Genomic DNA, 12,667 nt, shown 5'->3' on the forward strand with positions numbered 1-12,667 from the left:
GCCCCCGCCCCCGCGCAGTGGGAGTTCTCCCTCGGCGCCCTGATCTGCCGCCACCCCAAGGTGCCCGCCGTCACCGCCAGGGCGCTGCGCCCGCTGGACGCCATCGGCGCCCTGCGCTTCGGGCCCGAGTCGGTCGGCTTCGACGGCGAGGACATCCCCTGGGACAAGGTCGTCCATCTCCAGCTGCACGACGCGTTCAGCGCCATGACCACGGAGGCGCTCGACGCCGAGGTCGACCGGATCCGCGACCTGCTGCCGATGCTCCCCGGGCGCAAGTGGGTCGTCACCAAGGTGGTCGAGGGCCTCGCGTCCGTCATGCTCGCGGCGCTGGAGCAGGCGGGCGAGCAGCGGCTGGAGACCGTCGACGTCGCCTGCGAGATCACCTACCGGGGCGCGCTCGGCATGAAGAAGACGCTGCGCGCCAACATGTTCAGCACCGCCCTGCTGGCCCAGCAGGCCGAGGTCATGCACAGCCTCGTGCTCACCGCCCGCGCCAAGGGCGTGCCCGTCCTCCCCGCCGAGCCCCCGCTGCGGGGCACGAAGACCGGCGACCGCGTCCTCGCCCTGCGGGCTCGGACGGACGCGGTCGCCGCCCAGCTGCGCGCGGAAGCGGCCACGGACGCGCCCGCGCTGGACGCTGCGCCCTGAGCGCGCTCCGGCGTCAGCGCTGCTCGTTGCCGGACAGGGAGCTCAGCGTCGCCATGAGCTCCCGGACCTGCGCGCCGGTGAGCGGTCCCCCTTCGGGTACCAGCTCGTAGGGCTCGTCCGGATCGCGTCCCAGCCGCAGAGCCACCACGGACGCGCCGCAGTCCGTCACACCGTCCGGCCACGCGCCGTCGTCGGCCCACACGACGGCGTCCCGGTCTTCGGCGTCGACATCGAGTTTCCCGGCGTCGAAGCCCAGGCGCGCGAGCAGGGGCGCCGCGGCGGCGCGCAGCACCTCGCCGACGTCGTCGCACTCCGGCGCGGGCAGCGTCAGGAGGAGTTCGACGGTGAAGCCCGCACCGGCGTCGCCGGGATCGACGGCCCTGGATTCCACGGCCAGGGGCCGGAGCTCGTTCACGAGCGGGCGGTGTTCCCGCAGGGCCGCGTCCGCGGAATCCGCGGACGGACTCCGGAACGTGACGCGGGCGACGACGTCGGTCGGCTGGAACTGCATGGGTACGAAGTGCGGCTTTCCGGGTGAGGGCCGAAGGTTGTCCCTGGTCAGGGCATGCCAGGGGATTCTTGCTCACAAGGAGCGGTACGACCCAATGGTTTTGCGCGAGGGGGCCGGCCGCGGGTGCGCGAGCCGGCCCCCTCGCGCGTCCGGTCAGCGCGCCGTCGCCGCCTCGGCCTCCGCCTCGCGGCGGAGCAGCTTCTTGTCCGGCTTGCCGGCGTCCGTGAGGGGGAGGGCGTCGATGAACGAGACGTGGGCGGGCTCGTACATGGCGCCGCGCTCGTTGCGCACCAGCTCGCGCAGCTCCTTCTCGTCCAGCTCGCTGCCGGGGGCGCGCACGACGGCCGCGTACACCTGCTCCATGCGGTTGGCGTCCGGGACGCCGAAGACGGCGCTCTGCAGCACCTCCGGGTGGGTGTTGAGCAGGTCCTCCAGCTCGGTGGTGTACACGTGGCCGCCGACCACCACGATCATGTCCTTGAGCCGGTCGACGATGGTCAGGTAGCCCTCGTCGTCCAGGAAGCCGATGTCACCCGTGTGCAGCCAGCCGTCCCGCAGGACCTCCGCGGTCAGCTCGGGCTGCTTCCAGTAGCCGGTCATGATGTGCGCGGAGCGCACGCAGACCTCGCCGTGCTCCCCGGCGGGCAGGTCGCGGCCGGACTCGTCGCGGATCGCGATCTCGACGCCGTTCATGGCCTTGCCGGCGGTGCGCAGCCGCGCCGGGTTGTCCGGGTCGTGGTCCTGCGGGCCGAGCACGCTGATCCCGCCGGCCTCGTTCTGGCCGTAGAACTGCGTCAGCACGTGGCCGAAGCGGCGCACGGCCGAGGCCAGGCGGGCGGGGGAGGACTGGCAGCCGCCGTAGGTGACGTTGCGGAGGCTGGAGGTGTCGGTGCGGTCCGCGTCGGGGTGGTCCATCAGCTGGTACAGCAGGGGCGGCAGCAGGAACATGTGGGTGATGCGCTCGCGCTCGATCGCCGCGAGCGCCTCCGCCGCGTCGAAGTCGTCGAGGAGGACGACCGTGCCGCCGTCCGTGCGCAGGGTGACGTCGGCCAGCAGGCCGGCGGCGTGCGCGAGCGTCGTGCACACGAGCTGCCGCATCCCGTCGTCGCTCGCACCCTCCGGCTCCAGGATCTCGTCCACGTCGTCCTGGAAGCCGGGCAGCCGCTCGAAGGCGGTGCAGATGGCCTTCGGGTGGCCGGTGGTGCCGCCGGTGTGGCGGATCATGCAGATGTCCTCGGGACGGGCGAGACCCGACAGCGGCTCGGCCGGCTGCGCGGCGGACAGCTCCAGCAGGTCCGTGCCCACGGTGCCGGGCCCCAGCAGGAGCACGTCCTGCACGCCGGTCAGCTCCGCCAGCTCGGCCGCCCGCCCGGCGTAGGCGGGGTCGGCTATGAGGGCGCGCGTCTCCACGTCGCGCATGATGGTGGCCTGAACGTCGGCCGACAGCTTGTTGTAGAGGTGGTTGACCGCACAGCCGATGAGGTTGGCCGCGTAGCGCGCGGCGATCGTCTCCGGCAGGTTGCCGCTGAGCAGCGTGACGACCTGCCCGCGCTCCACGCCCCGCTCGCGCAGCGCGCGGGCCATCCGGTGGACGAGGTCGCCGAGTTCACCGGCGGTGACGCGGCGGTCGTGGTGGACGACGGCTGTCCTGGTGGGGTCGGCACCCAGGATGTCGAGGTTCCGCTCCACGTATGTGCGGAACTGCTGCGCCGTGGCGGTCATGCGTAATTCCTCCTGATGCGGCAGGGCGATTGCCGGCAGTTGACTTAGGCAACCAGTTCGATGCTAGTGCCATCGATCAACAGCTCCAAGTCGGGAGGAGGAACGGCCCGGGCAGGCCGGGCCGAAACGTCGATATTCGGTCAACGGGCGGTCGGAGTCCCCACGCGCAGCCGGTTTCCGTCGGGGTCCCGCAGCTCGATCTCCCGCGCCCACGGGGCCGTTCGCGGCGGAACCCCGAACTCGGCGGCGACGGCGTCGATATCACGGACCCGCAGATAGACCAGCGTGCCGGGCCGGGCATCGCCCTCGTGCTCCGACAGGAACAGCCGCACCGGCCCGCGGGCCACCTCGACGAAGGCCGGAAGGCCCGGTTCGAAACGGTGCTCCCACTGCTCGGCGAATCCGAGGCGGGCGTACCACGCGACCGCCGTCCTCGCGTTCTCGACATAAAGCACCGGGATGACTTCTTCGTCCACGGGCCCCATCATTCCAGACTCCCCGAAGGTGCCCGGTTGTTGTGTTTTGCCGACGAATGCTCTCTTCGGGGCTGGTCCGGAGCCCTCCGTGCCGGGCCTTCGCCTTTCCCGGGATCTTGGTTCACGCGCCGGGCGGGTACGGCTAATGTGGGTGCGCCTAGGCGGTTCCCCCCACGTGTCGGCAGCGGACTCCGTGCCCGCAAAAAGCGGAATCACGGATTTCGAAGTGCGGCTTGATTCCTGCCCGTTCCGATCGTGGAGTTGCCCGACCATGTCTTCCCGCATATCCCTCCCGGCCTTTCGCCGCCGCTGGGCCGGCGCCTGCGGCATCGCCCTCGCCGGGGTCCTCACCCTGGCCGGCTGCACCGGCGGTGACGAGGACGCGTCTCCGGCGAAGAAGGCCTCGCCCTCCGTGTCCGCCCGGGCATCCGAGTCGGCGTCGCCCTCCCCCTCCTCCTCGCCGTCGCTTCCGGCATCCCCGGCCGCCCTGCCGTCCCGCAGCGCCGCTGCGTCGCCGGTCCTGCCGACGCCGCCCCGCAGGCCCGCGACCCCGCCGGCCGCCGGGCACACGAGCGCGGCTGATACCCCGGCCCGCACCCAGGCCCCGCGCGAGGCCGGTGCGACGTGCGAGATCCGTTCCAGCGCGGGGAACTGCTACAAGGCGGGCCAGTACTGCCGTACGGCCGACGTGGGCGCCAGCACGCACGACGCCCAGGGGCGGCTCATCAGCTGCGGCGGCAGCGGCAAGCCGCGCTGGCACTACTGACTCCGGCCGGCCGTGGCCGGCGGGACCTGCGCGGGCGTTGAGGGCAGGGGTGCCGGGGGCGCGGGTGCTGACGGCACGGGAGCGGGGGGCACCGGTGCGGGCGCCGTCGCCGGGCCGGAAGCGGCAGGCGGCGCCGAGGCGCCCTCGCCGGGCGGGCGTCCGGGAGCGGTCCCGGCAGGCGCGGCCGGCGGTGTGACCGGCACCTCCGGCTCCCCCGGCTCCAGCGACGGGCGCGTGAAGTTCCCCGGTGTGGCGCGGGCGAGTTCGAGCGCGTACTCCGCCCACCAGCGGCCGGCCGGCGGCGCGCCGCGGCAGGCGCCGTCGGACTCCCCGGGCCGCTTGATCCACAGGAAGGCGTCGATGCGCGGGTCTCCGGTGGCGGTGGTCGGGGGAGAGCCGAGGGCGCGCCCGGGTGGATTGCACCAGGACTCGGGCTCGTGCTCGGGCTCGGCGCCGGGGCCCTGCTCGCCTTCGTGGTCCGTTCCGTGCCCGGCCTCCTGCCCGGCCTCATGTCCGGCCCCGGGCACGCCCTCGGGCTCGTCCTCCTGTTCGGCCCCGTGTTCGCCTACGTGCCCGCCTTCGCCCGTGTCCGCCCCGCCGGTCTCCGCCTCCACGGCCCCCTCCAGGTCGTCGAGTTCCCGCAGTTCGTCCAGCGCGTCCGGTACCTCGGGGTCCACCGGCCCGGCCGCACGCCGGACCTTGCCCGCGTGCGGCCGGTCGTCCTTCTTCTTCCCCTGGGGAGGCTTCGCCCCCTGCTGCGGCTTCTTCTCCTGCTGGGGCTTCTTCTCCTTGCGGGGCGGCTCGGGGAGCGGGCCGTTCCCGTTGCGGCTCGTGTCGATGACGTAGTGGGCGCCGCCGAGCAGGGCCGAGAGGTGGTCGCCGTAGGCGCGCGTGACGGGCGTCGTGTGGAAGTTGGAGACGTTGAGCGCGAAGCCGTCCGCCTCCGCGATCCCCGCTTCGGTGAGCGCCGTCACCATGAGGTTCTGGTCCTTGATCCAGCCGGGGTTGCCGGCGTCGATGTACACCGAGACCCCGGGCCGGGACTTGAAGGTCCGCACCGCCTGGGCGATGAGCGCCGTGCGCTGCTTGGCCGCCGCGGCGGGAACGCAGCCCGAGGCCCACTGGGCGAGCGCGTCGGGTTCGAGGACGACCCAGGCCCGGCGCGCGCCGATCCCGGCAGCGGCCCGGGCGGTCCACGTACGGTAGTGGGCGGCGTCGGCGGCGCCGCCGGAGGAGTACTGACCGCAGTCCCGCTGCGGGATGTTGTAGGCGACCAGCACGGGGATGACCCCGGCGCGCTCGGCCTGGCGGGTGACGTCCTCGGCCTGCGCCTTCGGGTCGTCCCCGGTCAGCCACACCGCCATCGGCTCGCGCGCGATGCGCTGCAGGACCCTCGCGTCCTCCTCGCGCCCCCGCTCCCGCCACACCTCCACCTGGCGGGCCGCGGGCCCCCGCGGCTCGACCCAGAACGGGGACGTGGCGTCGAGGTTCTCCTCGTCGTCCGTCAGCGCCCCCCGGGCCGGCCAGGCCAGGGACATCGCGGCGGCGCACACGCACACCGACGCCACCAGCGCCGCGCTCCACCGCAGCGCCCGCTTCCTCCCGGCCGCGGGCGCCCGGCCCCCGTGGGGCCGGCTTCCGTGCCGGACGTGCCGCCGAGCCTCGTATGGCATCGATCCCCCGTACTTCATATTGGCTGATCGGTCCATTTCAGACACAGTGACAGGTGCCGGTCCGTCAGACACGTCGGGTTACGCCGAACGGGACCGGGGTGAATCGCTCTGTCGACACATCGTCAGTTACGGGCGCGCCCTCACCGGGAAGCCGAGACGCATGGTGCAAATCGGATACACGATGATGACCGAGCAGGCCGGACCCCGGGAGCTCGTCGCGCACGTCGTCGGCGCGGAGGACGCGGGGTTCGACTTCTCCGTCACCTCCGACCACTACTTCCCCTGGCTCGCTTCGCAGGGCCACTCGCCCAACGCCTGGGCGGTGCTGGGTGCCGCGGCCCAGGCGACGTCCCGGATCCCCCTGATGACCTACGTCACCTGCCCGACGATGCGCTATCACCCGGTGCTCGTCGCGCAGCAGGCGGCGACCGTCCAGTTGCTGTCCCAGGGCCGGTTCCGGCTCGGGCTCGGTTCGGGCGAGAACCTCAACGAGCACGTCGTGGGCCACGGCTGGCCCGGCATCACGGTCCGCCACGAGATGCTCGAAGAGGCGGTGTTCATCATCCGGGCCCTCTTCGCGGGGGACCTCGTCAACCACCACGGCACCCACTACGACGTCGACCACGCCAGGCTGTGGGACGTTCCCGTGCCCGCCCCGCCCATCGGCATCGCCGTCTCGGGCGAGCGCTCGTGCCGGCTGGCCGGGGGCGCGGCCGACCTGGTCATCGCGACGGAGCCGAAGCGGGAGCTGCTGGAGGCCTTCGACCGCCACGGCGGCGCCGGGAAGCCCCGGATCGGGCAGCTCCCCGTCTGCTACGACACCGACCACGGCGCGGCGGTGGAGCGGGCCTACGAGCAGTTCCGCTGGTTCGGGCTGGGCTGGAAGGTCAATTCCGAGCTGCCGCACGACGGGTCCTTCGCCTCCGCGTCCGCCTCCGTCACCAAGGAGGAGGTCGCCGAGGCGATCCCCTGCGGCTCCAACGTCGACCGTTTCGTGGAGGCCGTACGGGCCTACACCGACGCGGGCTTCACCGAGGTCGCGCTCGTCCAGATCGGCGGCGGCCACCAGGAGCCGTACCTGGACTGGGCCAAGAGGGAACTGCTTCCCGCCCTGCGCACGCTCTGAAGCCCGAAGGCCGGGCGCCCGGCAGGGGGCTGCCCCTCACAGCGCGAGGACGTCGGCGAGCTTGTAGTCCGCCGGCTCCTCCAGCTGGGCGTACGTGCACTGGTGCGGCGCGCGGTCGGGGCGCCAGCGGCGGAACTGCGTGGTGTGGCGGAAGCGGTCGCCCTGGAGGTGGTCGTAGGCGACCTCGCACACCCGCTCGGGCCGCAGCGGCACCCAGGACAGGTCCTTGGTGCCGGTCCACCGGCTGGGGCCGCCCGGCATCCGGCCGGCCGCGTGCGCCTCCTCGTCGGCCCAGTCCTGCCAGGGGTGCCCCTCGGCCGTGGGCATCCGCAGCGGCTCCAGTTCGGCCATGAGCTCCCGGCGGCGGCGCATGGGGAAGGAGGCGCAGACGCCGACGTGCTGCAGGCGCCCGGCCGGGTCGTACAGGCCGAGCAGCAGCGAGCCGACGACGGGCCCGCTCTTGTGCAAGCGCAGCCCGGCGACGACGCAGTCGGCCGTCCGCTCGTGCTTGACCTTGGCCATGGCCCGCTCGCCGGGCCGGTACGGGGAGCCGGGCGGCTTGGCGACGATCCCGTCGAGCCCCGCGCCTTCGAACTGCTCGAACCACGCGTGCGCCGTCCGGAGGTCGTACGTGGCCGGCGCGACGTACACGGGGGCGGAGACGCCGCGCAGCGCGGCGGTCAGGGCCTCCCGCCGGTCCCGCTGCGGGGTCGCGAGCAGGGACTCCTCGCCCAGGGCGAGCAGGTCGAAGGCGATGAAGCTCGCCGGGGTGACCTCCGCCAGGTGGCGCACGCGGGAGGCGGCGGGGTGGATGCGTTCGAGCAGGGCGTCGAAGTCCAGGCGCCCCCCGCGGGTGATGACGATCTCCCCGTCGAGCACGCAGCGCGGCGGCAGCTGCTCGCGGAAGACCTCGGCGAGCTCGGGGAAGTAGCGCGTCAGCGGCTTGCTGGAGCGGCTGCCCAGCTCGACGTCGGCGCCGTCGCGGAAGACGATGGCCCGGAAGCCGTCCCACTTCGCCTCGTACAGCATGTCCGGCGGGATGGCCGCCACGGGCTTGGCGAGCATCGGCTGCAGCGGGGGCATCACGGGGAGGTCCATGAGCGCGATTGTGCGGGCCCCCGCCCCGGGCCGCCTCTCCGCGGAGCCGTCCGCAGGCGCCTCGCGGCGCGGCCCTCTAGCGTGAGGGGCATGGCACAGGAGGCGCTGGAGCTCACCGTGGGGGAGCGGACCGTACGGCTGTCGCACCCGGACAAGGTCTACTTTCCCGAGCGGGGCTTCACCAAGTACGACCTGGCCCGCTACTACCTCTCCGTCGCCGACGGCATCGTCCGGGCCCTCAAGGACCGCCCGACCACGATGGAGCGCTACCCGGACGGCGTGCAGGGGGAGTCCTTCTTCCAGAAGAGGGCGCCGAAGAACCTCCCCGAGTGGATCCCGACCGGGCGCATCGCCTTCCCCAGCGGACGCTACGCCGACGAGATCTGCCCCGGCGAGGCCGCGGCCGTCGTGTGGGCCGCGAACCTCGGCTGCGTCACCTTCCACCCCTGGCCCGTGCGCCGGACGGACACCGACCACCCCGACGAGCTGCGCATCGACCTCGACCCGCAGCCGGGCACCGGCTACGCCGACGCCGTCCGGGCGGCCGTCGAACTGCGGGAGGTCCTGGAGAGCCTGGGGCTGACCGGCTGGCCCAAGACGTCCGGGGGCCGCGGGCTGCACGTCTTCGTGCCCATCGCGCCGCGGTGGACCTTCGTCCAGGTGCGCAGGGCCGCCATCGCCGTCGCCCGGGAGGTGGAGCGGCGGGTGCCGCGGGAGGTCACCACGGCGTGGTGGAAGGAGGAGCGGGGCGCCAAGGTCTTCGTCGACTACAACCAGACGGCCCGCGACCGCACCATCGCCAGCGCCTACTCGGTGCGGCCCCGCCCGCACGCCCCGGTGTCCGCGCCGCTGACGTGGGAGGAGGTGACCGGGGGCGCCGAGCCGGAGGACTTCGACCTGGCGACCATGCCGGCCCGGTTCGAGGCCGTGGGCGACGTGCACGCGGGCATGGACGACCGGCCCTGCGGTCTGGAGGCCGCGCTGGAGCTGGCCGACCGCGACGAGCGCGAGCACGGCCTGGGCGACCTGCCGTATCCGCCGGAGCACCCGAAGATGAAGGGCGAGCCGAAGCGCGTCCAGCCGAGCAGGGCGCGCAAGGAGCCGCCTGAGCGGTCCGCAGACACGAAAGAGTGAGGGCGAATTGCCCTGGTTTATAGAAGTTCGCGGCGTGGTACGTCGGCATTGCGTCATCCACTCCGCAGACCAGGGAGCCCCCCATGCCCAGGACATTCGCAGTCCGCAGCAAGAAGTTCTCGACGGATGCCATCGCTGCGGCCGCCTTGGCGGGCTCGCTGCTGGTCGCCGGCTCGGCCCAGGCGGCCTCGGGCCCCGGCGCCCCGCCGGTGCCCCAGCAGCCCGCCGGCAAGGTCATCAGCGCCTCGGGCGTCAACGAGCGCATGTACCCCAGCACGGACTCGGCGGTGCGGGGCACCGTGGCCCGCGGCGCCAAGCTCGGCCTGAAGTGCAAGGTCCGCGCCCAGACCATCGGCGGCAACAACATCTGGTACCTGCTGCGCAACCGCAACACCTGGGTCTCGGCGGCCTACGTCGGCAACGCCGGCGCCGGCGCCGTCCCGCTGTGCAGAGACGTCGACCGCACCCCCCTCGACAGCGCCCCCGCCACCCGGGCCGCCATGGGCTGAGGCCCCGTCACCACCGAAGAGGGCAGCCCCCGCCGGCTGCCCTCTTCGTCGTATCTTCTCTCGCGTTCGTTACTCCGGGTGGCTGAAGGTAACGGATAGTGCTGCCCCGTCGGCGGCCGGGCGGAATAATGGGCCATGTCGTTGTTTCCCGGCCCGAATGCTGTCGTGATGCTGTGTAAGGACTGTCTGAATCCGGTTATCGAGGGCCCCGAGGGCGGCTACGTCTGCGGCCAGTGCTTCCACGTCGTGGAGCCTAACGGCTATGCGGAGCGCCGGGCCGAGGGCGTGCGGCGCGCCGCGGAGGAGCGCCGCATCCGCACCGAGGAGCGCCGCGCCCGCGCCCAGGCCCGCAACCGCGCCTGGCCCTGAGCCTCAGCGGCCCCCGGGCGCCGTGCCCCCGGCGGGCGCGGCGGCGGGGGGCTGGTCGCTGCCGCAGTGCAGGCACTTGACCGCTGCCGCGGGGAGGTCCTCCGACAGGCACGCCGGGCACGTCTTGAGCGCCCCCGGCTCCGCGAAGACGACCACCCCGCGCCGCGCCTGCACGTGCTTGTACGGCACGACGATCAGGAAATACACCACGGCCATGAAGATGAGGAAGTAGACGGCCGCCGAGAGGAACGAACCCAGGTTCAGGTAGGTGTTCTTGTTGCCCGCCCGGCCCAGCTGCCAGCCCAGCCCCATCGAGTGGCCGCCCTGGAGCCGGGCGATGACCGGATTGATGACGAAGTCGGTGAACGCCTTGATGAGCGTGCTGAACGCCAGCGCGATGATCAGGCCGACGGCGACGGTGACGATGTCGCCGCGCATGACGAAGTTCTTGAATCCTTTGAGCATGACCGTCCTCCGGACAGCACGCTACATTCCGTCACGCGGTCCTCACCGGTACGGCGCGCGCAAGGGCCGCCCTCAGGCCGCGGAGCCGCCGAATTCCCGCACCGCTTCCTCGACGATCGCCTCCAGCCGCGCGTGGTGCGCCCCGCGCCAGTACACGCGCCCGCAGGAGGTGCACTGCGCGAACACGTCGTACGTGCGGCGCGTCCCGTGCTCCAGCCGCTCCGCGACCAGGTCCTTCTCGGCGTCCGCGAGCTGCCCGTTGCAGGCGGTGCAGCGCGTCCACGGGGCCAGCACGGGGGCGAAGCGGCCGAGGACGTCGCGCAGTTGCTCGTCGGGCCGGTCGCTGTAGACGAAGGCCCCGGCCCATATCTCGCGCCGCCGCAGCAGCCCCCGGTCGCGGCTGAGCAGCACCCGGCGCTCGGCCGCCGACAGGGCGGCCAGCGCCGGGTCGCCGATGTCCTCGCTCTCGTAGGCCGCGTCCACGCCCAGCAGCCGCAGCCGCCGGGCGAGCGTCCCCAGGTGCACGTCGAGGAGGAAGCGCAGCGGCGCGCCGGGCACCCGCTGCGGGCGCTCGACCGCGCGCACCTCGACACATTCCCCCGCGGAGGGGACGTGGGACACCGGCACCGCCCGCCCGTCGACGAGCAGCGTCCCCGCCTCGGTCAGGGGGACGCCCAGCGATTCGACGACGTGCCCCAGGGAGGAGGAGGCGTCGATCGCGAGGGGCGCGCGCTCGCGGCGCAGCTCGGAGTTGACGAAGAGGTGCAGTTCAGGGGCGAGGGTGACGTGGATTTCCGGTCTGCTCACGCCGCCCAGCATGCCATTGGCGCGGGGCCCCGCCGGGCGCGGGGCCCGCGGGCGCCGTGTGCCGGCCCGGTCCCGGCCCCCGGCCGGGGGCCGGGACCGGGGGCGCTCCGACGGTACGTCAGGAGGCGCTGGGCAGGGCCGGGACCCGGTGGGTGGGGCAGGTGTAGCCGTTGCCGTGCAGGTAGGCCCAGCCCAGCTCCTCGATGTGGGGAGCGGCGGTGTGCGTGTGGTGCAGCAGGTGCCCCCACAGGTCGTCGTCGCGCGAGGGGCCGGGGTCGGGGATGACGAGGTCGAAGGTCGTGTGCGTGGTGCAGCCGTGGTGGTCGCACGCGAGGTAGAAACGGACGGGGCCCGGGGTTTTGCCTGCGGTGGTGAGGCTCATGGGACCAACTCTCGGGGGACGTGCGGGGCGCGGGAGGGCGGATCGGCGGATGTCTCCCCCGCTCCGGTGACGCAGCGTGTGACGACGGCCGGGACCGGGTAGTCCTCTTCCCCTGGCGCACCTTCGGTTTTCCGCGCCGTCCGCTCAGAAGTTCCGGCGGGTTGGTCACTGTGCGTTGCTATTGGCGGACGGTCCAGTGGTCGTTGGCACCCGCCTGGAGGAACTTCAGGGGCGGGCAGAGGAAGTCACGGCCCTGCGGGCTCGCTTCGGTCCACGGCGAGTCGGCCGGCCGGGCGGGCCGCCACGTCCCGCGGCTGCGCAGCGCGACGGCGCTGGAGTCGAAGACGGTGTTCCGGGCCTCGGTGCAGTAGTAGCCCGTCCCGGTGGCCGGGTTGACGCTCGCGTAGATCTCGAACATGTCCCAGCCGTGGGCCAGGCCGCTGCGGTCCTTGCCCGACTGACGGAAGAGCAGGTCCCAGCCGGCCGTGCGGTAGTTGTAGAGGTAGGCCGACCACTGGTTGGTGGCCGCGTCGTCCTGGACCAGCTGCACGCTGTAGGCGGGGCGCCCGGTCGCGCCGTTCGTGTACGTGGCGAGGAACGCGGCGTCGACGGCGAGGGTCTTCGCCGGGCCGCCGGGGCTGGAGCACCAGTCCCAGGCCCAGATCTCGTTCCCGCTCTCCCAGTAGGCGGTGACGACCTCCATGCACGAGTTCTGGGCCTTGGTGGTGGGGGAGTAGGTGAAGTTCTCGCTGTCGGAGACGCGGTAGGAGGCGTCGACGCTGTGGGTCGCCATGATGCCGTCGTGGGTGCCGGGCTGCGGGAAGACGCCCCACCAGTTGTGCGTGAGGCCGGCCTCCGGCGTCGCGGTCCCGCCGCCGGGCAGGGTGTCGTGGCGGCTGAGGGAGCCCGCCGTGGAGGCGGCCCGGCGGCCCTCGGCGAAGACGCGCGCGGCGCGGTCGCGGGCGGGGGAGTGGCCGGGGG

Annotated in this window: 14 protein-coding genes and 1 pseudogene; 6 read left to right on the forward strand and 9 right to left on the reverse strand. The window is 73.1% G+C overall.

Going from position 1 to position 12,667, the window contains the following annotated elements; genetic code table 11:
- Positions 1-648: hypothetical protein (locus ACSNOH_RS28135; protein ID WP_436724246.1), on the forward strand; the 648-nt coding region annotated here is incomplete at its 5' end.
- A gap of 13 nt (positions 649-661) precedes the next feature.
- Here ACSNOH_RS28135 and ACSNOH_RS28140 read toward each other — a convergent pair.
- The 3 genes from ACSNOH_RS28140 to ACSNOH_RS28150 all read right to left on the reverse strand — a co-directional run bounded on the left by ACSNOH_RS28140 (position 662) and on the right by ACSNOH_RS28150 (position 3,357).
- Complete coding sequence (locus ACSNOH_RS28140) at positions 662-1,159, reverse strand: hypothetical protein (RefSeq protein ID WP_436724247.1); 498 nt, start codon at positions 1,157-1,159, stop codon at positions 662-664.
- Between the two features lie 153 nt (positions 1,160-1,312).
- A complete protein-coding gene (locus ACSNOH_RS28145) occupies positions 1,313-2,881 on the reverse strand; it encodes an AMP-binding protein (protein ID WP_436724248.1) in 1,569 nt (522 codons plus the stop codon).
- A gap of 140 nt (positions 2,882-3,021) precedes the next feature.
- Positions 3,022-3,357, reverse strand: a complete 336-nt coding sequence (locus ACSNOH_RS28150) for a glyoxalase superfamily protein (RefSeq protein ID WP_436724249.1) — start codon at positions 3,355-3,357, stop codon at positions 3,022-3,024.
- 271 nt (positions 3,358-3,628) lie between these two features.
- On the opposite strand from ACSNOH_RS28150, the gene ACSNOH_RS28155 reads away from it, so the two are divergent.
- Entirely contained in the window at positions 3,629-4,123 is a 495-nt protein-coding gene (locus ACSNOH_RS28155; protein ID WP_436724250.1) for a hypothetical protein, read from the forward strand.
- 308 nt (positions 4,124-4,431) lie between these two features.
- Here ACSNOH_RS28155 and ACSNOH_RS28160 read toward each other — a convergent pair.
- Positions 4,432-5,832, reverse strand: a pseudogene (locus ACSNOH_RS28160) (glycoside hydrolase family 6 protein); the annotation flags it as partial.
- Between the two features lie 124 nt (positions 5,833-5,956).
- Between ACSNOH_RS28160 and ACSNOH_RS28165 the strand changes: the two are divergent.
- Positions 5,957-6,922 carry an LLM class F420-dependent oxidoreductase gene (locus ACSNOH_RS28165; RefSeq protein WP_436724251.1) on the forward strand — a complete coding sequence of 322 codons (966 nt, stop codon included), beginning with the start codon at positions 5,957-5,959 and terminating at the stop codon, positions 6,920-6,922.
- 36 nt (positions 6,923-6,958) lie between these two features.
- Here the strand turns inward: ACSNOH_RS28165 and ACSNOH_RS28170 are convergent, their stop codons facing one another.
- The gene (locus tag ACSNOH_RS28170) at positions 6,959-8,020 is read right to left on the reverse strand and encodes an ATP-dependent DNA ligase (protein ID WP_436724252.1); all 1,062 of its coding nucleotides are present in this window, start codon (positions 8,018-8,020) and stop codon (positions 6,959-6,961) included.
- A 90-nt stretch (positions 8,021-8,110) separates the two neighbouring features.
- On the opposite strand from ACSNOH_RS28170, the gene ligD reads away from it, so the two are divergent.
- From ligD to ACSNOH_RS28185, 3 genes are all read left to right on the forward strand, one after another.
- On the forward strand, positions 8,111-9,154 hold the full coding sequence (gene ligD, locus ACSNOH_RS28175; RefSeq protein WP_436724253.1) for a non-homologous end-joining DNA ligase: 1,044 nt from the start codon (positions 8,111-8,113) through the stop codon (positions 9,152-9,154).
- An 83-nt stretch (positions 9,155-9,237) separates the two neighbouring features.
- Positions 9,238-9,663 carry an SH3 domain-containing protein gene (locus ACSNOH_RS28180; protein ID WP_436724254.1) on the forward strand — a complete coding sequence of 142 codons (426 nt, stop codon included), beginning with the start codon at positions 9,238-9,240 and terminating at the stop codon, positions 9,661-9,663.
- A 168-nt stretch (positions 9,664-9,831) separates the two neighbouring features.
- Complete coding sequence (locus ACSNOH_RS28185; RefSeq protein WP_052392529.1) at positions 9,832-10,032, forward strand: hypothetical protein; 201 nt, start codon at positions 9,832-9,834, stop codon at positions 10,030-10,032.
- A 3-nt stretch (positions 10,033-10,035) separates the two neighbouring features.
- Here the strand turns inward: ACSNOH_RS28185 and ACSNOH_RS28190 are convergent, their stop codons facing one another.
- The 4 genes from ACSNOH_RS28190 to ACSNOH_RS28205 form a co-directional block, all read right to left on the reverse strand.
- A complete protein-coding gene (locus ACSNOH_RS28190) occupies positions 10,036-10,497 on the reverse strand; it encodes an MscL family protein (protein ID WP_436724255.1) in 462 nt (153 codons plus the stop codon).
- 72 nt (positions 10,498-10,569) lie between these two features.
- Positions 10,570-11,304, reverse strand: coding sequence for a Mut7-C RNAse domain-containing protein (locus tag ACSNOH_RS28195; protein ID WP_436724256.1), 735 nt, complete (start codon positions 11,302-11,304; stop codon positions 10,570-10,572).
- 118 nt (positions 11,305-11,422) lie between these two features.
- Entirely contained in the window at positions 11,423-11,686 is a 264-nt protein-coding gene (locus tag ACSNOH_RS28200; protein WP_436724257.1) for a hypothetical protein, read from the reverse strand.
- Positions 11,687-11,864: 178 nt separating this feature from the next.
- Positions 11,865-12,667: carbohydrate-binding protein (locus ACSNOH_RS28205; protein WP_436724258.1), on the reverse strand; the 803-nt coding region annotated here is incomplete at its 5' end.

Source organism: Streptomyces sp. URMC 127, assembly GCF_051386535.1.
Taxonomy (GTDB): Bacteria; Actinomycetota; Actinomycetes; order Streptomycetales; family Streptomycetaceae; genus Streptomyces.